This is a genomic window from Clostridium sp. JS66 (assembly GCF_033561535.1).
Classification (GTDB): domain Bacteria; phylum Bacillota; class Clostridia; order Clostridiales; family Clostridiaceae; genus Clostridium_AM; species Clostridium_AM carboxidivorans.
In genome coordinates this window covers 3,047,024-3,069,292 of the sequence record NZ_CP131467.1, presented here as the reverse complement: position 1 = coordinate 3,069,292, position 22,269 = coordinate 3,047,024, and the positions used below count along the sequence as shown (strand labels likewise).

Here is a 22,269-nt window from a genome sequence, read left to right as displayed (position 1 = left end):
TTACTCATTTATTGATCTGCTATTTGTAAATGTTCCCCACTATGTCCAATATAAATACAATCATCCTCTTTATGATAAATAAAGTACATTCTGTTATCTCCAAGTTTTATATGATAGCTCATTTTTATCTTTTTTCCATTAATGGTGACTTCTCTTTTTTTGCCATATTTATTCATAGTTGAATCTGATTCATGTGAAAATTCTATTCCATTAGTCTGTTTCTTAAACTCTTCTTCTATACTATCTTCAAAAAATCCTTGTAACTTTCCTTTTAAAAATGGATATACTAATGTTTCCAGTACCCTAAAAATATTTAATAGTTTCATAAAACCATACTGCTTATATATATCTTCTCGTGAATTTGCCGTTTTATATGCTCTATCTGTAAATTTTATATGCGGGAATTCCAACTCCGCTTTTTTAAAAACTTCATTTATATTTTTAGGTGCAGGATTAAAAATCAAATATTCTTCCAATTTACTCTTTCCAATAATATTTTTTACTATTTCAGTTCTTTTATTAATATTAACCTTATACTCTGAATTTACTATTTCATGTTCATTAGCTGAAGATAATATTATATTATTATCATATTTATGACATAAACTCATTAACTCAATAAAATAATAATTATCAATGAATGGATCAACTTCATCACAGTCTATTGTATTAACTCCATAAGTTTCTATAGGATCTAAGTATTTTAAAAATACTAATAATGTACTAATGGATTTATCAGCATTCAAATTTTTATAATCTAAATCAAGATTATCCTTAATACACAGCTTATAATTTTTAACTTTTAATAAATCATAAAATTGCTTTATCTCTTTTAAATTTTCTGCTACATTTTCTTTATCTACAATTAAATTGTTTTCATTAAGATAAAAATCCATATTATAATAATCCAAAGTTATCCTCTATGGTTACTTTATCTACAAAGTCATCTGGCCATAGATCTAAACTTCCCGTATCCTCTATTTCTATTTTTTGTATACTAGATTTTAAACTGTGATTTTCAAAGAAATAAAGCGATGTTTTATCTTTTAATTTATTATCATTTTTAACAGATAATCTTACCCTATTAACAATTTCTAAACTTTGAGTTTCAATCAATATGTTAACTCCAAATTTAACAGCATAATAAAATAATTCAACTAAATTGGTCTTCCACTTTGGATGCAGATGAACTTCTGGATTTTCAATTATAACTAAATCTCCCTTTTTAGCAGTTAAAATAGTTATTAAAATAGGAAGTATTTGAGTATTTCCAAATCCTATTTGTTGAAGATCAAACTCTATATTATTTTCTAAAGAAACAATTTTTCGCTTATTTTCCTCTATTTTTAATTTGAAATTTGAATTTAATATTTTATTCGTCCAAATATAGAATGCATCTATTAATCTTGTTTTATTATCAAAAATTATATTTTCTTTAAAGTTATCCAAAATATCGGCCATATTACCATTACTTCTTAATGCAGGTATATACTTTATTGAATTTTCATTTATATTTCCTAAATGTGCATTTACAGTTAGCAATTCCTTAAAGCCTTGTTGTAAAAATTGAGGTATAAAATTGGGATATAATCCTTTAACTAAAATTCCTTTTTGCAGCAAAATTCTTTTTTCTTCTTTATCATTTAAAATAATTTCATTTAAATCATAAGTTATTGGATTACTGTTATCTGTATTTATAACAAATTCATAATTTTTTACAAGTTCAGTGTTGTTTTTGAAATAAATGTCTATCCTTTTCAATATTGCTACATCTGCCATATCAACAAAATTTAGTTTATAATTGTATATGGAATCAAACTCCAATTCAACATTACAAAACTTTAGATTTTCTACTTTAAGAGATAATTTATACTTTATGCTTTCTCTTCTGCTTACTTCCTTATTTAAAGTTCTCTTAAAGTCACCTAATTCTGATATTTGTTCAAATGGCAATTTTGTATAACTAAATGAGTTTCTATTTATTTTTGAAAGAAGCCTTAAACTTTGAGTTAATGATGATTTTCCTGAGTTATTAGTTCCAGTTAAAATTGTTAATCCATTTAAGTTAAATATATATCCTGATTTATGAATTTTAAAGTTACTAATTGAATATTTACTAATCATTACTCTTCTCCTAACATTTTTTCCATGCAATTATCCCATATTTCAAATCTCTCATATGCTTTAGTTTTTGTAGTAGTTGATGCACCTACAATAGATTCTCTAAAAGATTCATTTTCCATTAAAAGCTTCTCCAATTTATCCTTTATACATTCCTTATTTTTTTCTATACAAGCAGAATCATATTTTGAAAAAGATACCATGAGTATTTCAAATAGTGCCACATTAAGCTTACCTTTTTTATTTTTGTTCTTTATTACAAATGCATCCTTTCCAAAAACATTATATATACTGTTTACTGTATTTAAGAACGTACTTTTAAATTCATTTTCTCTATGTCTATAGTCATCATAATTATCCAAAGTCTCATTGAGAAATTTTTTTAAATTTCCACCATAGGATTTAATTCCTCTATAATAAAACGACATAAATCTCAATACTAATTCTTGATCCTGCATTGAATTTATATTAACTTTCTTATCCTTTATTAATTTTCTGTAATCACTTTCCTTAACTAGCTGCTTTATAAATGGTATACCTTTGTTTCTATAAATACAGTTTCGCAGTTCTTGGGAATTTAATCTTACTGCACCAGTATTAATTCTTTCAAAAATTTCAAACTTTATATCTGGATTATTATCCTTTTTCACCACAAAAATTACAAGTTGAAAATCTTCAATTTTCCTTTGAATACTTGGTTCTAAATCTTTAAATAATTTATTTTCCTTAAATAGCACTGTATTTTGCAATTTAAACTTATTATTAACAAATTCCGTTATGGTCCTTATTCGCTGCTGACCATCTATTATTTCATATTTATAATTGTCATCTTCTGACAAGTAAATTGCTTGAATAGGAATATCTAAAATGATAGATTCTATGAGCTTAGACTTTTTATCTGGCAGCCATTTAAAATTTCTTTGAAATTCAGCTTCTAATTGAATATCCCCTCTTTCAACCTTTCTCACCGTTTCAAAAATTGAAAATGTCAATTGTGCTATATTTATATTTTGAGGTTTTAAATTTTCATTCATTCTGTAATTATAACCTCCATTTCAAACATTTAAACTTGACAATATTATATCACAATGGAAGTTTAATATGTATTATTCCAGTTTTGCTATCAATTTCTTATACACCTTCTGCATATGAGGTTCACTGCTGTGCATAATCACTTCTTCTATAGGAATCCATTTAACAGCACTATTCTCATCTTCTTTAACAATAAGTTCTTCATTTTCATCACCTTCTAATAAATAGGCAATTGATAAATGTAAATGAGGAGATACATACTGTCCTCTTTTTATATGACCTAATACTGTTAATATATCCATTGAAAATATACTTGAAGATAGTACTTTAAGTTTTTCCACTCCGGTTTCTTCTTTTACTTCTCTAACTGCAACAGCTAGCAAATCATCTTCTCCATCTGCATGACCACCTGTCCATGACCATGAATCATATATATTATGATATACCATTAAAACTTTATCCTTGCTTTTATTAATCACAAAAGCTGAACTGGTTAAATGAGCAATTTCATTTTTTCTGGTTAATACATCATCAAATTTATCAATACATTTTAAAATTACTTCTTTATCCTTTTCTTCTTGTTCATTACAAGGAACATATTTTTTTATAGACTCAATCCAATTCATATTTTTATCCTTTCTATATATCATATAGGTTTATATATTAATTAATTTATTTTATGTAAAAGTTTGCATTTCAAACTTCACATATCCCATATGTTTAAACTGTATTACAATATTATATCATAATTGAAATACAGTAGTTCTGCTATACACAAATGAATTTTTGTTTTTAACCTTGGAATAATAATTAGTAGCTTATTTATATAGAAGGAGATGATAATAATTAAATTTTTAAAATTAGGTTTTGAAATTTTTATTAGAAATGCAATTGCACTAATGCTGCTTTTTTCCCTTACAAGATTTATGGGTAAAAAGCAAGTTTCTCAACTTACTTTTTTTGATTATTGTGTTGGAATAAGCATAGGTTCCATAGCCGCATCCTTTTCTGTAGATGAAAATATACCTTATTTTGAAGTAATAGAATCATTAATCATATGGGGAGTTTTCCCTATACTTGTGTCTTACTTTTCTCTTAAATGTATGTTCATAAGGAGGAAATTTGAAGATACACCAACTATTCTTGTTCAAAATGGTAAAATTATAGAAAGAAATCTTAGAAAGGAACGCTTTAATATAAATGATCTTCTTGAAGAACTCCGATTAAATGGTGTATTTAATATAAAAGATGTAGAATTTGCAATACTTGAAACTACTGGAAAGGTTAGTGTTCAATTAAAACGAGAAAAGCTGCCACTAACTCCGTATGATTTAAAGATTCCCGTAGAATATGAAGGATTATGTGCTAGTGTAGTTATAGATGGCAAAATAATGTATTCAAATTTAAAGCTCATGAATCTTAATGAATCCTGGCTAAAAAATCAATTAAAAAAACAAAAAATTAAGTCTTTGAATGAAGTATTTTTTGCTTCTGTTGATACTAACAACAATTTATATGTAAGCTTAAAAAACAATAATATTAAAGATAAAAACATAATGGATTAGAGCATATTAATTCCACTCTAACCCATTGCCATATAAACGTAACTATTTAATACATTTCATTGTAAATTTACAATATTTCATCAATAACTCCACCGCCTACTAATAAATCATTATTATATACTACAACGGATTGACCTTTAGTTATAGCACGCTGTTTATTTTCAAATTCAACCTTTACTCTTCCATTATCTAAAGCAGTTATCCATGCTCTTGAAGGTTTTGCAGAATATCTAACTTTAGCTTGAACTTCCATTGTACATTGAAGACTGTCAAAAGGTATAAAGTTCATATCCTTTGCAATCAATTCTGTCTTAAATATGTCCTTTTCGCTTCCTAATACTACTTCATTTCTTAAAGGATTTATATCTGTTACATACATTGGTACACCAAAAGCTATTCCAAGTCCCTTTCTTTGTCCTATTGTATAATAAACTATTCCTTTATGTCTTCCTAATACATTTCCTTCTTTATCCACAAAATTTCCTGGTTTGACCTTACTCGGAACCTGCTTTTTTATGTATCCACCATGGTCATTATCTGGGATAAAACAAATTTCTTCACTATCCTTTTTATTATGAACTAATAAACCTATTTCTTTTGCTATTTCTCTTATTCTTTCCTTCTTGTAAACACCGCAAGGCATAAGAGTATGCTCTAATTGAAATTGAGTGAGATTATATAAAGCATAAGTTTGATCCTTTTTATCATCCTCAGATTTTCTTAAAAGATATCTATTATCATGCTTTTCTACTACAGCATAGTGTCCTGTAGCTACATAATCAGCACCTAATTCCATAGCCTTTTTTAATAATGCATCAAATTTTATAAACTTATTACAAGCTACACATGGATTAGGGGTTCTTCCCTGCATGTATTCATCAATAAAATAATCTATAACATTCTTTTTAAATATATCTTTAAAATTCATAACATAAAAAGGTATGTCTAACTTGTATGCTACTCTTCTAGCATCTTCTACAGCACTTAAAGAACAACATCCTCCTTCTACTGCTTCATATTCTTCATCTTCCTGCCACACCTGCATGGTCACTCCTATAACATCATAACCCTGCTGTTTTAAAAGATATGCTGCAACAGAACTATCTACTCCCCCACTCATACCAATTACAACTTTTTTATTCATATTTATCACCTTTTTCTAATATAATTACAATGACATATTTACTTACAATACTACATTTTATACTATAATCTATAGAATTCCAAGTGATTTTTTCTACTGCCACTTTTTCTTGTTATCTCTAATTTTATTTACTACTTCTTTTATTGTATTTACTACATATTCTACATCATCTTCTGTAGTTTTATATCCTAAAGTCAGTCTTAAGGAACCTTTAGCTAAATCCTTATTTAATCCTATAGCCATTAAAACATGAGATGGCTCCAAAGCACCTGCAGAACAAGCACTTCCACTAGAAGCACATATACCTTCACTATCCAGAAGCATAAGCAGCGTATCACCATCTACAGACTCAAAACTTACATTTACGTTTCCTGGCAATCTATTTTCTCCTTCTGCTCCATTTAACTTAGTTTCTGGCATATTTAAAAGCTCATTAATCATTTTATCTCTTAAATAGCTCAACCTTCTCTTTTCTTCTTTCATATTTTGATCTGCCAATTCTATGGCTTTTCCCATGCCAGCAATGGCCATAACATTTTCTGTACCAGCTCTTTTAGCTCTTTCCTGTGCTCCACCATGAATTAAATTATCTACTTTTATGCCCTTTCTCATATAAAGTGCACCCACACCTTTTGGACCATAAAATTTGTGTGAAGCCATTGAAAGTAAATCTATATTCATTTTTTTAACATCTATAGGTATACTGCCTACGGCTTGAACTCCATCTGTATGAAAAATAATTCCTTTACTTTTGCATATACTTCCTATTTGTTCTATAGGCTGTATGCTGCCTATTTCATTATTAGCAAACATTATAGACACTAATATAGTTTTATCTGTAATAGACTTTTTAACATCTTCCACATCTACTATTCCAAATTTATTTACAGGTAAATAAGTAATTTCAAAACCTAACTTTTCTAAATATTCACAGCTGTGAAGTATTGCATGATGCTCAATAGATGTAGTTATTATATGATTTCCTTTATCTTTATTTGCTAAAGCTGTACCTTTTAAAGCCCAGTTATCAGCTTCAGAACCTCCTGCAGTAAAATATATTTCATCTGCATTGGCATTTATGGCCTGAGCTATTCTCATTCTGCTTTCATCTATAGCCATTTTAGTTTTTCTAGATATTTTATATATAGATGAAGGATTACCAAAATAATCTGTTAAATAAGGCTTCATCTCTTCAATAACTTCTTCTTTCATATAAGTTGTAGCTGCATGATCCATGTAAACTTCTCTAGACATAAATTTATCGTCTCCCTAAACTTTTATTTAATATAGTAACAATTTCCAAAAATAATTCAGAGTAAATCACTATGATATTACTATTTTATTTTTAAAATTGCCTTTTGTCAATATGAAACGTATTAAGTCTATTTATTCTATATTTACAATAAATAATATAGAAAAATAATGCGAAGTTTTGCTTCGCATTATTTTTATTAAGTTCAACATTGATAGTTTTGCATTAAACTAACAATTACTTGATTTATCAATTTTCTTATCACTACTCTTCATGATAAAGTATAATGGAATTCCTATTACCATTGCTCCAAGTCCCCATATAATCTGAACTTTAGTTGCTTGAGTTAAAAGCCAAAAACTAATACCTACAGATAATATAGGAAGAACTGGTCCAAAAGGTACTTTAAAAGTAGATTTCATTCCTCTTTTTCTAAAAATTATAACAGCAAGACAAGTTGGTATGTATTGAGTAAATCTTGAAATTGCACTTATTGCTGCAAGTTGTGTAAAACTTCCTGTCATCACAATAGGAATAGTTAAAACTGCAGTTACTATACTTGCTATATAAGGAGTACCTGCTTTATTTTTTTTAGCTATAATTCTAGGTAAAAGTCCATCTTCAGCTAAAGCCACAGCTGATCTTGGAAGTATAAAAGATTCTGCTATATTTATACCACCTATGGATACTAAAGTACCAACTGTAACTAAAAGTCCTCCAAAACCTCCTAAAAATGTAGCTGCTGATTGTGCTACTGGAGTGCTGCTTGCTGCAAGCTTTGCACCTAATGTTCCTATAGATACTGCTTGAATTAGTATATATATTATTGATACCAAAAACATAGTTATCATAATTGCTATAGGTAAGTTCTTTTTAGGATTTTCCATATCCTCAGCTGCTACTGCTATAGCTTCAAAACCAGTAAAAGCAAAGAATATTAATATTGCCGTAGCACCAAAACTTGATGATGTTACTTTATTTGGAAACATAGGTACAAAGTTTCCTCCTTTTATGAAGAAAATACCTACTGCTATAAATAACACTAGTGGTACAAGTTTTGCTATAGTCATTATATTATTTAAATTTTTTGCAAAATCGACTCCTAAAATATTTATAATTGATAAAACTAAAATTATACCTATTTGTATTGAATTTTTAATTAAAGGATTAGATGCTGCTGGCCAAATATTAGATAGTGCGGTAGTAAATCCCACTGCAAAAGTAGCCCAAGCTATCATACCTACTACCAATTTCATAATTCCTACTTCAAATCCTACAAATTCACCAAAAGCTTCTTTAGCATAAATATATGGTCCTCCATTTTTATTAAATAAGCCTGCAACTTCTGCAAAACACAATGCCATAGCCATAACTAACGCCATGTCAAAAAAATACACCCAAATACTTCCCGGACCCATAAGTTTCATTGCTTTTCCTGGAAGTAAAAATATACCTGTACCTATTACACCATTGATACCAAGAAGTATTATACTCCATAGCCCTAATTTTTTACTATTTCCCATTTTTAATCCCCCTTATTTGATATTTCTACCAACTTTTTAAATAAACCAAGCATTATTTCATTGTCTTTTCTAGCCATCATTTCTGGGTGCCACTGGATACCTATAACAAAGCCTTCTTCTTTTTCTATGGCCTCTATAACTCCATCTTTTGCTCTAGCTGCTACTTTAAAGCCTGGTGCTAAATCCCTTACTGCTTGATGGTGAAAGCTATTTGTTGTTACTTTTTCTCCTAAAATATCATATAACTTTGTTCCATTTACAACTTCTACACTATGTCCAGCCACTTCTGGTCTGGATTCCTGTACATGTTTAATATAGCAGCCTCCTATTTGAGATAAATCTTGATAAATGGTCCCACCTAAAGCTGCATTTAAAATTTGTAATCCTCTGCAAATACCTAATATAGGTTTATTTAGCTCCATAGCTGCTTTAATAACCATAAGATCGTATTCATCACGCTCAGGACAAAGAAATCCCTGTTTTTGTGAAGGCTCATCACCATAAATTAATGGATTAACATCATATCCTCCAGATATTATTATGGAATCCACAGCTTCTATTTGTGTTTTTACTCCTTCATAATCTGAAATTAATGGTAATATTACAGGTGATCCTCCTGCTTTTGCAACTGATTGTACATAATCGTTATTTACATAAGCTCTTTCATATCCAGGAAACATTCCTCCTTGATCGATTAATAAATTTCCTACTATCCCTATAAGTGGTTTTCTCATAATGTCATCCCCCTAAATTTCTTATGCTATATTGTATAGCAATTTTTATGCCTAAAAAACGTAATTAAACTTCTATTTTACAATAAATGTATAGAAAATATTTTTAACAAACTAACAAATTATAGTTGAAACCATTGTATATTCAAGCGTAAATTTTGATTCAAAGCAAAATTTTCTTAATTATCAATCACAAAAAACACTTCAATATTTTTATTTAAAAATCTTTTTTGACTGAAAAATAAAATGTATTTAATATAAAAAAAGGAAGTAAAACTTAATTTTACTTCTCTTTTTAGGTTAAATAGGATATTAATCTATCCTGTTTTTTACCCATTCAATAAATTTTTTCCCTTTTACTGTTATTTCACTGCCTTTTCTTCCTACACTAGAAGTTATCAAATTTAATCCATTTAGTATAGTTAATATTCTCCTTACTTCAGCTTCTGTAACCGATATGTATCTTTCTTTTAAAATAGCTTCAATATTTTTTCTTCCAACTCCCTCATTTAAATGATTCTTTTCCTCTACTATTTTGATAATTTGAACAGCACTATTTAAGTTACATTTACTATTTATCATTTGGAATTCCCTTTCAAAATCCATATTCTTATTTAAAATATAAAAAGGTAAATTCTCCAAATTCACTGTGCTATCACTCATAAGTTCTATATATGCTGATACATTTTGAAGCTCCCTAACATTACCAGGCCATCTATAGTTTAGAAGAACATTTTTTACTTCATCAGAAATCTTAAGTTCCTTTCTTGTTATAAAATCTTCCATTGTACTTATAATATCATCTTTTCTTTCTCTAAGAGGAGGTATATTTATCGGAAGTACATTAAGCCTATAAAACAAATCTTCTCTAAACTTACCATGGTCAACCATTTCCATAAGCTTTCTATTGGTAGCAGATATTACCCTAACATTTATATCTATAACACTTTGAGAGCCTATTCTCATAACTTGTCTTTCTTGAAGAACTCTAAGTATTCTAGCTTGAAGCGACAGGGGCATATCTCCTATTTCATCTAAAAAAATAGTACCATTATTAGCTTGTTCAAATAAGCCTATTTTTCCTTCCTTTAAAGCTCCTGTAAAAGATCCACCTTCATATCCAAAAAATTCACTTTCCAAAAGGTTTTCTGGAAGTGCAGCACAATTTATAGCTACAAAAGGCTGTTTAGCTCTCGGCGATGCATTATGTATTGACTGAGCTAATAATTCTTTTCCAGTACCGCTTTCTCCAATAATCAATACTGTAAGGTCTGAAGATGCAATTTTTCTAGCTAAATTAATACATTCCTTCATACTAATAGAACAAGTTTTTATATAATCAAAATTGTACTTAGCCACTAAACCTTTATTTCTAAGCTTTTTGCTTAAATTTTGCTCTAACTGTTTAATATATGTAACTTCCTGCAAATTAAAACAAAATCCTATATTTTCCGACAATGATTGTACTACTTGTTTATTAGCATTTATCTTTTTATCTTTAAATTCTAAAATTTCATCCTTTAAATTTTCACATCTAAATGCTTCTGTAATATTTGTATCTAAAACTGAAGTCATTTTTTTGCCTTTTATATCTTCATATATATCAAAAATATTTTTAAAAGCATTATTGCAGAATATAATAGTTTCTTCATTATTTATAAGCAATACTCCCTCTTTAGATATATTTAATACCATATCCAGCTCTTCTTTTTTTACAAATAGTTCCTTATAACTATCCTTTATTCCTGCATTTAAGTTTATTAAGTTATCTGAATATTTTATAAGCCTTTCACTTACATTTTTATCTTCTATATTAAGCTTATTCATTATTTTTAAAAAAGTAGACATGTCTATATGTCTATTGCCTACATTGATTATAGTATTTATACAATCTGGTACATGTTCTTCTTCATCTGGAGTTATGGCTATTTTTATATCTTCATAATTTTTATCCTCTTCATAAGGAATAAGTTCTAAATCATTTACACCTATATGGTGAAGTGAAGATGCCATTTCCATCGTAGTTTCTCTATCATCATTTACTACCAACACTTTTGTATTCTTGGGAAGGGTAAATATCTTATAAATTTCACTGCCTTTTAATGTTCTTTCTATTACTATTATATTTTCTTTATTCAAAACATTTTTTTCGCATTGAAAACTCTTTTCTTTTGTCATAAACAAAACTACATCATCTTTTATAATATAATCATCCTTCAAATCACTTATATAATAATTATTTATTATTATAGTACTTTTAAATATATCTTCCAAATTTTTCCTTATAAAACTTGCTACAGATGATTTGTTATTTGTTACAATACCAATGGTTTTCATGAAATTTCTCCTTATAATTTTAAATATGATTATTTATCCACTTAATTCCATTGACATTCTTTATTCCAAGGCCACATTCATTACTCAATGTAATTTTTCTTTCATTAAATATAGCTCCACCCTCTACAGGATCTTCACTACAAAGTACTGGTCCATCTAAATCTATTTTAGTTATGATACTTTTAGCAGCTGCCAAGTGAACTGCTGCAGTAACGCTTACGTTAGCTTCCAGCATACATCCTATCATGCATGATACTCCATAGATTTCTGCCATTGAACAAATTTTTAAAGCATTATATATTCCTCCTGTTTTCATAAGCTTTATGTTCACTAAGTCTGCTGCCCTCATTTGCATTATCTTTAAAGCATCCTCTGGAGAAAATACGCTTTCATCTGCCATTACAGGTATGGACACATTATCTGTAACAAATTTTAACCCTTCAATATCATGAGCTTTTACAGGCTGCTCTACAAATTCTATTTGAAGCCCTGAATCCTCCATTTTTCTCAAAGTGTAAACAGCTTCTTTAGGCTTCCATCCTTGATTGGCATCTATTCTTATTCTAACATCATACCCTACTGCTTCTCTTATAGCCTTCATTCTTTTTATATCCATTGAAGAATCTACCCCAACTTTTATTTTTAAAGTATCATATCCTCTTTTTACTGCTTTTAAACTGTCCTCAGCCATTTCTTCAGGACTATTTACACTTATAGTTATATCTGTTTCTATTTCTTTTCTGTATCCTCCAAGAAGCTTGTACAAAGGCGCGTTATATCGTTGGCCATATAAATCATATAAAGCTATATCAACTGCTGCCTTAGCACTAGTATTTTTTACCATGCAGTTATTTAAAGTAATCATAATATCTTCAAAATTTTCTATATTCTTTCCTATAAGCAGCTTCTTTATATGATCTTCTATTGCTCCTATTATAGCTCCTGTTGTATCACCTGTTATTACTCCCGTAGGTGGTGCTTCTCCATAGCCTACGCTTCCACTATCCGTTACTATTTTTACTATTACATCTTCTACACTATTCACGGTTCTAAGTGCTGTCTTAAAAGGTGTTTTTAATGGAACTGATATTCTTCCTATTTGTATATCTTTAATTTTCATAATTAATTTTTCTCACTTTCTTAATTGTTTTTTTGAAAATAATCATATATTTGCTTTGAAGTTTTACATATTAATTTTCTAGCATATCCATCACTTTGTGCTTCATAAGTAAACATTACAAAAATATAATCTCCTACTTTTTCACTGTAGACTATACCTACATCATGCTTTAAACAATTTAAATCTCCAGTTTTATGAGCAATTTTTAAATCATCTAACATGTCCATTCTCATCATAGAAAAATCAAGCTGATGATTCAAAATATCTATCATAAGCTTATCTTCTTCTTCTCCTACTAAATTGTGATTATATAGCTTTTCCAAGAATGAAAATACATCATGAGCAGAAGTATAATTATCTTTTCCACATTTAACACCTTCAAAATCCATCATCTTTCTACCTAATACAGTATTTTTAAATCCTCTTTCCTTTATAAAATTGTTTATATTATCTATGCCTAAAAAATCTATAAGCACATTAGTTGCAGTATTGTCACTTTGAATTATCATAAGAGTAATTAAATCTTTAATGCTGTATTGTTCTACTGAATTTAGAAGAGATACTATACTAAAAGGCACTTTTTTATCATTATCTATTTTTATTATGTCATCCAAATTTAACTTTCCCATCTTCTTCTCGTTAAAAGCTTCTGCCATTATAAAAAGTTTTATAATAGAGGCAGAAGGTACCACTTGATGAGTGTTTATATAACAAGTGTCTTTACTTCTTAAATTTTTTACTGCCAGACTATATTTAGCTTCTGAATTTTTTAAACCATTTTTCAATAATTCTTCTAACATAAAATCCCCATCCCTACAATATAAGTTTTTTACCCTACACAGTTTCTAACATATCAAGTAATTCATCAAATCTCTTTATAGTATCCTCTAAAGGCTTAGGTGCAGTCATATCCACCCCTGCTTTTTTGAGTACATTTATTGGATAATCACTAGATCCGCTCTTTAAAAATCCCTTATAAGCTTCCACAGCAGATTCTCCATTTTTCAATATTGCATTGGCAAAAGAATGTGCTGCTGCATAACCTGTAGCATACTGATACACGTAAAAGTCAGAGTAAAAATGTGGGATTCTTGACCATTCCATATCTATTTCTTCATCCACAATCATATCAGGTCCAAAATATCTTTCATTTAAATTTCTCCAAATTTTACACAAATCTTCTCCTGTAAGCGGAGTTCCATTTTCTATACTTTCATGGGTAATTTTTTCAAACTCAGCAAACATGACCTGCCTAAATACAGTAGTCCTAATTTGCTCTAATTCTTGATTTATAAGGTAAAGTTTTCTTCTTTCATCCTTTTCATTATCAATTAAATAATGCATTAATAAGCTTTCATTGGTAGTTGAAGCTACTTCTGCACAGAAAAGAGAATAATCTGAATATATATAAGGTTGATTTTTTCTTGAATAATAAGAGTGTATAGAATGACCCATTTCATGTGCTAAAGTAAAAACATCCGTAAGCTTATAATCATAATTTAAAAGCACATAAGGCATAGTATCATAATCCCCTGTAGAATAAGCTCCTCCTCTCTTACCTTTGTTTGGATATATATCTACCCAGCCATCCTTTATTCCTTCATCAAATATATCCAAGTATTCTTTTCCTAAGGGCTTTAATCCTTCCTTTACTGTTTTAACTGCTTCATCATATTCTATATGTTCCTGCACAGTATCTATCAAAGGAACATATAAATCGTACATATGCATTTCATCAAGTCCTAACAGCTTCTTTTTAATACTTACATATCTATATAATGATTTTAAATTATTATTTATAGTATCAACAGTATTATTGTAAACCTCTATAGAAATATCATTAGGCTTTAATGAACATTCCATAGAACTCTTATACTTTCTAGTCTTTGATATAAATACAAAATTTTTTATATTTGAAGTAAGTGATGTAGCTAAAGTATTTTTATATTTCTTATAAGTGTTAAATAAAGCTTTAAATGCTTCTTCTCTAACTGTTCTATTTTTAGACCTTATAAAACTTGAATAGTTTACATCAGTAAGTTCAACACTTTCACCCTTTTCATCTTTTATTTTTGGGAAAGTCATATCTGCATTAGACAGCATGCTGTAAACTTTCTCTGGAGCATTCAAACAATCCGATACAGAAGCTATAAGTTCTTCTTGTTCTACACTTAAAACATGAGGCTTCTCTTTCAAAATTTCTTCTAATAAAAATTTATACATATTTAGTTCTGGAATATCTTCTATAAATTTATCTATTGTTCCTTCTTTTAAACTCAATATTTCAGGAATAAAAAAAGCTTCCATGCTTTGTATTTCAGCACTATATGCATATATTTTATCTCTTAAAACTTGAAAAGTAGGATTAGCAGTATCTTCATCACTTTTCATATGGGCAAAGATAGCTAGTTTTCCTGCCAATCTTGAAACTTCTTCATCCAACTTAAAATATTCTAAAAGCTTCTCACCCTTTAATAATTTACCAGCGTATTCACTTAATTTTGGTGCCATGGATTTTAACTTTTCAAAATCCTTTTCCCAGCTTTCCACATTTTCATATATTTTCTCTACCTTCCATTTATCTTGTTGTGATATTTCATCTCTTTTTTTTATCTGTGCCATATAAAATTCTGCTCCTTTTCTATAATTTAGTACTTAGGAAATTTCTCAATTAGTTTTCCCATTTTTTACTTTAATTATAGCATTAACAAGCTTTTTACTCCATATTATTACCTTATTCACTTTATAATGGTTTACATCAACTTAAATATAAAAAAGAACAATTAACATATACAATTTCTTAGAGTATAATAAAAATATTAATAAATTTTAGTTAATATGATAAAAAGGAGTTTAATTTAAAATGAAATTTAATTTTAAAGTTAAAAGTCATAATAAATGGATACAATTACTTTTAAAAATGCCTTCTTTATTTTTAGGATTTATACTTTTTTCTATAGCTACATTAGAAACAGTATATTCAAATCTAGGAGTAGCACCTTGGGACGTACTGCATATGGGAATTGTTTACAATACTCACCTTACTCTTGGTGAAATTTCTCAAATTGTTGGACTTATTATAATATTCATTTCATGCTTTCTAGGTATAGTTCCTGGTATAGGAAGCATTTTTAATATGTACTTTATAGGTATATTTATTGATTTCATTGATAAATTAGGAATTATAAGGACTCCAAATAGTATTCCAGAAAGATTTTTTATGCTTTTGTTTGCAATAGTCCTTACAGGCTTTGGATCATTTTTCTACTTAAGAGTTGAGCTTGGAGCTGGTCCAAGAGATGGCTTAATGGAAGGACTGGTAAAAAAGTTAAACAAACCAATTTGGGTAATAAGAGGATTTATTGAAATATCCGTGCTTATTATAGGATACTTTTTAGGTGGGCCTGTAGGTGTTGGAACATTAGTTATGGCATTCCTAGTAGGATTTTCTGTAGACACTGCCTTTAAAATTGGAAAATATGATTCCAAGACTACCAATCATATGGATTTGATTAAAATGTATAAATTTTTTACTACCAATAAAAATTTAACTTAAATTCAATTTAGAATTAGGATAAAACTTAAATATTATCCTAATTCTATTAAATTATCATATTTTAAATTTCTGTACCATACTATTAAGCTTCTTAGCAAGTTCAGCTTGTCCCTGAGCTGTTTTTTCTACTTTATTAATACCTTCAGCAGCTTCACTAATACTATTTTCTATAGCAACTATATTTTCAGAAGATTCTTGTGCATTTACAGCCATGCTATTTACTGCATAACTTACTTGACCTACAGTAACATTAATTTCTTCTGTCATAGATGCTATTTCTTCTGACATTTTGCTAACAAAGTCCGAATCGTTATAATATCGGTTACCCATTTCCCCAAAAGCTTTAAGTTGAACATTTACATCTTCATTTATAAATTTTAAAATTTCACTACTATTTCCAGAAAGATTTTTAAATGCTTCTTGAACTTTTAAAATGGTATCTTGAATACCTACTACCGACTCAGCTGATTGTTCTGCAAGAGTTCTTACTTCTTCAGCAACTACTGCAAAACCCTTTCCATTTTCTCCTGCTCGTGCTGCTTCTATAGCTGCATTTAAAGCAAGTAAGTTTGTCTGCTCTGCTATACTGCCAATAGTATCTGCCATTAATCTTATATTTTCTACTACTTTACCTGCTTCTATGGCATTAAGTATCCTTTCTTCCTTCTGTTCATATAATCTGTTTGTTTCTTCTATAGATGCACTGCCCTTTTTTCTTATATCAGAAGCTCTATCTTTAAATTCACTTGCATTGTTACTTCCTTCCACTGCTTTAGCAGATAACTCATTAATATTGGAATTAACTTCTTCTATAGAAGCACTGACTTCCTCTGAAGATGCACTTGTTTCCTGCACACCATTTGCTATACGTTTTGTTGCATTATTAATATTTTCAAATTTTGAGGTTATTTCTTCAACTGTAACTGAGAGCTTTTCACTAGAATTACTAATATCCTCAGTATTATTCATAATTGTAGTTACTAGTTCTTTAATATTATTTTGAGCCTTGAGAAGTAATCCAAAAGCTTTCCCAAATTCATCATTTCTAGTTTGTTTAAATTCATTAGATAAGTCATATTCAGCCAAACTTTCTGATAGATTCATCATCTTTGATAAGGCACTATTTATATCCTTTGACATAATAAATCCAAGTATTACAGCTAGGCCTAATCCAATCAATGTAAATATAATAATATTTCTATTGGCTGCAATAAATATTGAATGGTTATTTGTATTAGCTTCATTTGCATCCTTCAGATTGGAATTTATAACTGTATCCAAATTTTTAAACAAATCTTTACCAATAGGATTCAATTTTTCAAGCTCATTTGAAGCTTCCTGAAATTTATTTTCATCTATATATTTAACCACACCAGCTCTTGAAGTTCTCCACTGGTCTAAATCGCTTTTAAATTTAGGCCAATTTTGTTTTTCCGATTTATTCATGGAAAGTTTTTCATATTTTGATATATATCCATTATTTTCATCTACTTCTAATTGCAATTCTTTTTTTAAACTAGCTTTTTCTGAAGCATCTTTCACATAAATTAGTCTCATTAAATCATATTCAACTCTGGTTAAATTTTGCTTTATATCAGTAAGCATATAAACACTTTGTAAACTATTATTATACATATTATCAGAATTTGTTCCCACAATTGATAAATCTTTGGAACTGCTAAAACCTATTGCTATTATAAGCAGGTTTATTATTACAAAGGCTAAAATTACTTTTACTTTTACTTTTACATTTTTTAATAAATTCATAATAACTATATCCCCCTTAGTATAATTCGGAAAATAAATACAAATTAATTCCTTTTAAGTTAACTTTAGCTCAGATTTTATCATACACATAATTATTTATCAAACGCTCCTAATAGGTCAATTGCACAAATATTTTTTAGCATAATATCATTATCACAAATCATGAAAAAACTTTTAAGTAAACTTATATATAAACACTATATTTAATTACAAAAATTCCAATGCATTTATTAAATAGCACAAATACATTGGAATTTTGTACAGTAATTAATATATTAATTCTATTAATATCAGGTATAATATAAAATAATAGTTAATTAAAATTATGATAGCAAGGAGATGATATTATGAAATTTATGGAATATGTTAAAAATATCTTAGCTGGTCTGTATTTAAGTCTTAAGAGATTTCCTTTAACAATAATGTTCTCATTTTCTGTTTTCTTAACACTTATAATAATATCTGAAACTACTCCTAAAGAAAATACCCTAGCTAGAGTTGCTATGTCATTGGCACTAGGAATCCCCATTTCACTTTGCATAAAACTTTTCTTTGAAAAAACAAATGAAAAAAGCATGTTTAAGCTCGCTTTAGCTTACTTATGCGGAGTTTTATTTTTAATTGCTTATTATTTTTTATTTTTAAAAACTATAGATATGGTTCCTGTTACAAGATATATTGGTGTAAGCATTGCATTATATTTAGCTTTTCTATTCATCCCCTATTTTTTAAAAAAAGAACAATTTGAAATGTATGTCATAACCATATTTACGGGATTTTTTATCACCATAATCTATTCAATTGTATTATACTTAGGACTTTCTGCAATTTTATTTACAATGGATAAATTGCTTGGTATAAAAATCTTAGGAAAAATTTATTATTACACATGGTTATTTGTAGTATTTGTATTTTCACTATTATACTTTCTTTCAGGAATACCATTTAAACAGGAAGAAATATCCGTGAAATCTTATCCAAAGCTTTTAAAAATATTGCTTTTATATATTGTAATGCCTCTTTTAACTGTATATACAATAATATTATATATATACTTTGGTAAAATAATAATAACAAAACAATGGCCTGTTGGCTTAGTTTCACATTTGGTTTTGTGGTATTCAGTTATTGTTACAATAGTTTTATTTTTTATTACTCCTATAAAAAATCATAGTTCCTGGCAAAATAATTTTTTTAAAATCTTTCCTAAAATAATTTTACCTCTTATTGTAATGATGTTTATTTCCATATCTATACGCCTAAATGCCTATGGAGTAACAGAAAAAAGATATTTTGTCCTTATATTAGGTATTTGGTTATTTTTTATAATGTTGTATTTATCATTTATTAAAAAAATTAGAAACATATTAATTCCTTTTACTCTTTCCATAGTAGCTTTAATTTCAGTATTTGGACCTTTTAGTAGTTACTCTATTTCAAAAATCAGCCAAAATAATAGACTTGAAAAAATTCTTCTAAAAGATAATATGATCAAAAATGGAAAGATTCAAAGTTCTCCTGATATTTCTAAGGAAGATAAATCTGAAATTAGCAGTATACTTGATTATTTTAATAAAAATCATATCCTTGAAGAAGTTAAATATATTCCTAAAGGTTTTAAATTAGAAGATATGAACAATTTATTTGGATTTTCTTTTGTACCTCAAAATTATGGTTCCTATATAGGATACTTTAATTTTATAAGCAACCAATCAGAAAAATCCATTGATATAACTGGATATGATTATCTTTTTGATATGAGGAGTCTGGAAAATGGCAAAAGCACTTCTATTTCACCTTTAAGTGCTTCTTATAACTATGAAACCTCTGTTGCAAAGATAATTTATAAAGGCAATGAAATTTACTCTAAAAATTTAAGTTCTTTTGCAAAAAATCTCATTGATAAATATGGCATGCTTTCAAATGAAAATACATTATCACCTGATGAAATGACATTAACTGAAGAAAATGAAAAAGTTAAAGTTAAATTTATATTTTTGAATATATCTGGTAGCAAAAATGATTCAAATAGAGAAATTAATGCCAAAGAAATTAATTTTTATATACTTGTTAAAATTAAATAAAATTTATAATATTTTTTCTATACATTTAAATCTGTTGATGATACCTCATTAACAGATTTTTTTCTTTTGTTTATACCATTTACATTATATTGGATTTTGTAACACATGATATTGTAAATTCATAAATTATAATCATACAGTTTTATAATTTATTATTTAGGAGGAAAACGAAATGTGCGGAATTGCAGGCTGGGTAAACTTTCAAAAAAATATTTCAGAAAAAACGGAAATTATTAAAAATATGACTCGTACGTTAAAAAAAAGAGGACCAGATGATGAAGGTTATTATATATCTACAAATACCCTACTAGGTCATAGAAGACTTGTGGTGGTGGATCCTAGTGGTGGCGCTCAACCAATGACTAAAATCATAAATGGTAATAGATATGTAATCATATATAATGGTGAACTTTACAATACTGAGGATCTTAGAAAAATTCTTTTAAATGAAGGATACAAGTTCGATTCTTATTCTGATACGGAAGTGTTATTGGTTTCCTATATTCACTGGGGTGCGGATTGTGTAAAAAAGATAAATGGTATATTTGCATTTGCCGTATTAGACGAAACTAATGAAAGTATTTTTCTTGCAAGAGATCCTTTAGGTGTTAAACCTTTATTTTATACTTTAAAAGATAATTCTCTAATATTTGGTTCTGAAATTAAAACTCTTCTTGCCCACCCAATGGTAGAACCTATACTAACTAGAGAAGGTTTAACAGAAGTTTTTGCACTAGGACCAGCTCGAGCTTTAGGCAGCGGAGTTTTCAAAGATATACAGGAAGTTCCACCAGCTTACTGTTTAATGTATAATAAATATGGTCTAAAGCTTGAAGAATACTGGAAACTACACTGTTTTGAGCATAAAGAAGATGAAGAAGCTACAGCTTATCATTTAAGAAGTCTTTTAGTTGATGCCATAACACGTCAATTAGTAGCTGATGTACCTGTTTGTACTTTTCTTTCAGGTGGTTTGGATTCAAGTGCCATATCTGCCATAGCTTCAAAAGAATTTCAAAAGCAAGGTAATACATTAAACACTTATGCTATAGATTATGAAGATAACGACTTATATTTTGAAGCTAACGAATTTGAACCAACTTCTGATAAAGTATGGGCACAAAGAACTTCAAAATATATAAAGAGTAATCATCACGTTGTAGTCAATAGCAGCGAAGATTTAGCTTCAGCTTTAGTAGATTCTGTAAGAGCTTATGATTTGCCTGGAATGGCTGACATCGATTCTTCTCTATATCTCTTCTGTAAAGAAATAAGAAAACATGCTACAGTAGCAATATCTGGTGAATGTGCAGATGAAATTTTTGGTGGATATCCTTGGTTCAGAAGACCTGAAGACATTAGTGCCAATACGTTTCCTTGGTCAAAGTCTGTAGGTGCTAGAAAAGAGATATTATCCGAAGATTTAAAATCATTAGACTTAGAAGGCTATTTAGATTGTCAATATAAAAATTCTTTAAAGGAAGTTCCTTATTTAGATGGAGAATCAAAACTAGATCGTCGTATGCGTGAATTATTCTATTTAAACATTAAATGGTTTATGATTACACTTTTAAACAGAAAAGATAGAATGAGCATGTCAAATAGCTTAGAGGTAAGAGTTCCCTTTGCTGACTATAGATTAGTAGAATATGCATTCAATATACCATCTCATATAAAATTCTATAAAGATCGGGAAAAAGGTATTTTAAGAAAAGCCTTAAAGGGAATCTTACCAGATGATATAATCTATAGAAAAAAGAGTCCTTATCCAAAAACTCATAATCCTATGTATACTAAAATAGTTCAGCAATGGATGGCTGATATATTAAAGGATAAATCTTCTCCAATTATTCCTTTAATAGACAAAGAGGCAGTATCAACTTTAATAGAAACTGGCGGTGCATCCTTTAAAGCTCCTTGGTTTGGACAGCTTATGAGAGGTCCTCAGTTATTAGCTTATTTAATACAAATCAACACCTGGCTTAAAGAATATAAAATTAGATTAGACCTATAATTACTAAAATATTAAACTGTACC

17 protein-coding genes are annotated in these 22,269 nt (G+C 28.4%); 4 read left to right on the top strand and 13 right to left on the bottom strand.

Annotated features, from left to right (window positions below):
* Positions 1-8: 8 nt before the first annotated feature.
* From Q6H37_RS14335 to Q6H37_RS14320, 4 genes are all read right to left on the bottom strand, one after another.
* Positions 9-911 carry a hypothetical protein gene (locus tag Q6H37_RS14335; RefSeq protein WP_318742721.1) on the bottom strand — a complete coding sequence of 301 codons (903 nt, stop codon included), beginning with the start codon at positions 909-911 and terminating at the stop codon, positions 9-11.
* Positions 898-2,124: an AAA family ATPase gene (locus tag Q6H37_RS14330; protein ID WP_318742719.1), complete on the bottom strand. Its 1,227-nt coding sequence runs from the start codon at positions 2,122-2,124 to the stop codon at positions 898-900. Before Q6H37_RS14330 ends, Q6H37_RS14335 begins: the two co-directional genes overlap by 14 nt.
* Positions 2,124-3,155 (bottom strand): DUF262 domain-containing protein, encoded by a 1,032-nt coding sequence (locus Q6H37_RS14325; RefSeq protein WP_318742717.1) that lies wholly within the window; start codon positions 3,153-3,155, stop codon positions 2,124-2,126. Before Q6H37_RS14325 ends, Q6H37_RS14330 begins: the two co-directional genes overlap by 1 nt.
* A 72-nt stretch (positions 3,156-3,227) precedes the next feature.
* Positions 3,228-3,779, bottom strand: a complete 552-nt coding sequence (locus tag Q6H37_RS14320) for an NUDIX hydrolase (protein ID WP_318742714.1) — start codon at positions 3,777-3,779, stop codon at positions 3,228-3,230.
* Between the two features lie 210 nt (positions 3,780-3,989).
* On the opposite strand from Q6H37_RS14320, the gene Q6H37_RS14315 reads away from it, so the two are divergent.
* Entirely contained in the window at positions 3,990-4,718 is a 729-nt protein-coding gene (locus Q6H37_RS14315; protein WP_318742712.1) for a DUF421 domain-containing protein, read from the top strand.
* Positions 4,719-4,785: 67 nt separating this feature from the next.
* On the opposite strand, the gene mnmA is transcribed toward Q6H37_RS14315, so the two are convergent.
* The 8 genes from mnmA to pepF all read right to left on the bottom strand — a co-directional run bounded on the left by mnmA (position 4,786) and on the right by pepF (position 15,447).
* On the bottom strand, positions 4,786-5,862 hold the full coding sequence (gene mnmA / locus Q6H37_RS14310; RefSeq protein ID WP_318742710.1) for a tRNA 2-thiouridine(34) synthase MnmA: 1,077 nt from the start codon (positions 5,860-5,862) through the stop codon (positions 4,786-4,788).
* A gap of 93 nt (positions 5,863-5,955) precedes the next feature.
* The gene (gene nifS, locus Q6H37_RS14305) at positions 5,956-7,116 is read right to left on the bottom strand and encodes a cysteine desulfurase NifS (RefSeq protein ID WP_318742708.1); all 1,161 of its coding nucleotides are present in this window, start codon (positions 7,114-7,116) and stop codon (positions 5,956-5,958) included.
* 228 nt (positions 7,117-7,344) lie between these two features.
* Entirely contained in the window at positions 7,345-8,637 is a 1,293-nt protein-coding gene (locus tag Q6H37_RS14300) for an APC family permease (protein WP_318742706.1), read from the bottom strand.
* A gap of 2 nt (positions 8,638-8,639) precedes the next feature.
* Positions 8,640-9,371, bottom strand: a complete 732-nt coding sequence (locus Q6H37_RS14295) for a gamma-glutamyl-gamma-aminobutyrate hydrolase family protein (protein WP_318742705.1) — start codon at positions 9,369-9,371, stop codon at positions 8,640-8,642.
* A gap of 309 nt (positions 9,372-9,680) precedes the next feature.
* Complete coding sequence (locus Q6H37_RS14290; RefSeq protein WP_318742703.1) at positions 9,681-11,705, bottom strand: sigma-54 interaction domain-containing protein; 2,025 nt, start codon at positions 11,703-11,705, stop codon at positions 9,681-9,683.
* 19 nt (positions 11,706-11,724) lie between these two features.
* Entirely contained in the window at positions 11,725-12,825 is a 1,101-nt protein-coding gene (locus Q6H37_RS14285; protein ID WP_318742701.1) for a dipeptide epimerase, read from the bottom strand.
* Between the two features lie 20 nt (positions 12,826-12,845).
* Complete coding sequence (locus Q6H37_RS14280; RefSeq protein WP_318742699.1) at positions 12,846-13,625, bottom strand: serine hydrolase; 780 nt, start codon at positions 13,623-13,625, stop codon at positions 12,846-12,848.
* 34 nt (positions 13,626-13,659) lie between these two features.
* The gene (gene pepF / locus Q6H37_RS14275; RefSeq protein WP_318742697.1) at positions 13,660-15,447 is read right to left on the bottom strand and encodes an oligoendopeptidase F; all 1,788 of its coding nucleotides are present in this window, start codon (positions 15,445-15,447) and stop codon (positions 13,660-13,662) included.
* A gap of 241 nt (positions 15,448-15,688) precedes the next feature.
* Here pepF and Q6H37_RS14270 point away from each other — a divergent pair, with 241 nt between their 5' ends.
* Positions 15,689-16,381, top strand: coding sequence for a membrane protein (locus Q6H37_RS14270; protein WP_318742696.1), 693 nt, complete (start codon positions 15,689-15,691; stop codon positions 16,379-16,381).
* 54 nt (positions 16,382-16,435) lie between these two features.
* Here the strand turns inward: Q6H37_RS14270 and Q6H37_RS14265 are convergent, their stop codons facing one another.
* Positions 16,436-18,148 (bottom strand): methyl-accepting chemotaxis protein, encoded by a 1,713-nt coding sequence (locus tag Q6H37_RS14265; protein WP_318742694.1) that lies wholly within the window; start codon positions 18,146-18,148, stop codon positions 16,436-16,438.
* A gap of 347 nt (positions 18,149-18,495) precedes the next feature.
* Between Q6H37_RS14265 and Q6H37_RS14260 the strand changes: the two genes are divergently transcribed.
* A complete protein-coding gene (locus Q6H37_RS14260; RefSeq protein WP_318742692.1) occupies positions 18,496-20,232 on the top strand; it encodes a DUF4153 domain-containing protein in 1,737 nt (578 codons plus the stop codon).
* Positions 20,233-20,404: 172 nt separating this feature from the next.
* Entirely contained in the window at positions 20,405-22,246 is a 1,842-nt protein-coding gene (asnB, locus tag Q6H37_RS14255; protein ID WP_318742690.1) for an asparagine synthase (glutamine-hydrolyzing), read from the top strand.
* The last annotated feature ends 23 nt before the right edge of the window (positions 22,247-22,269 follow it).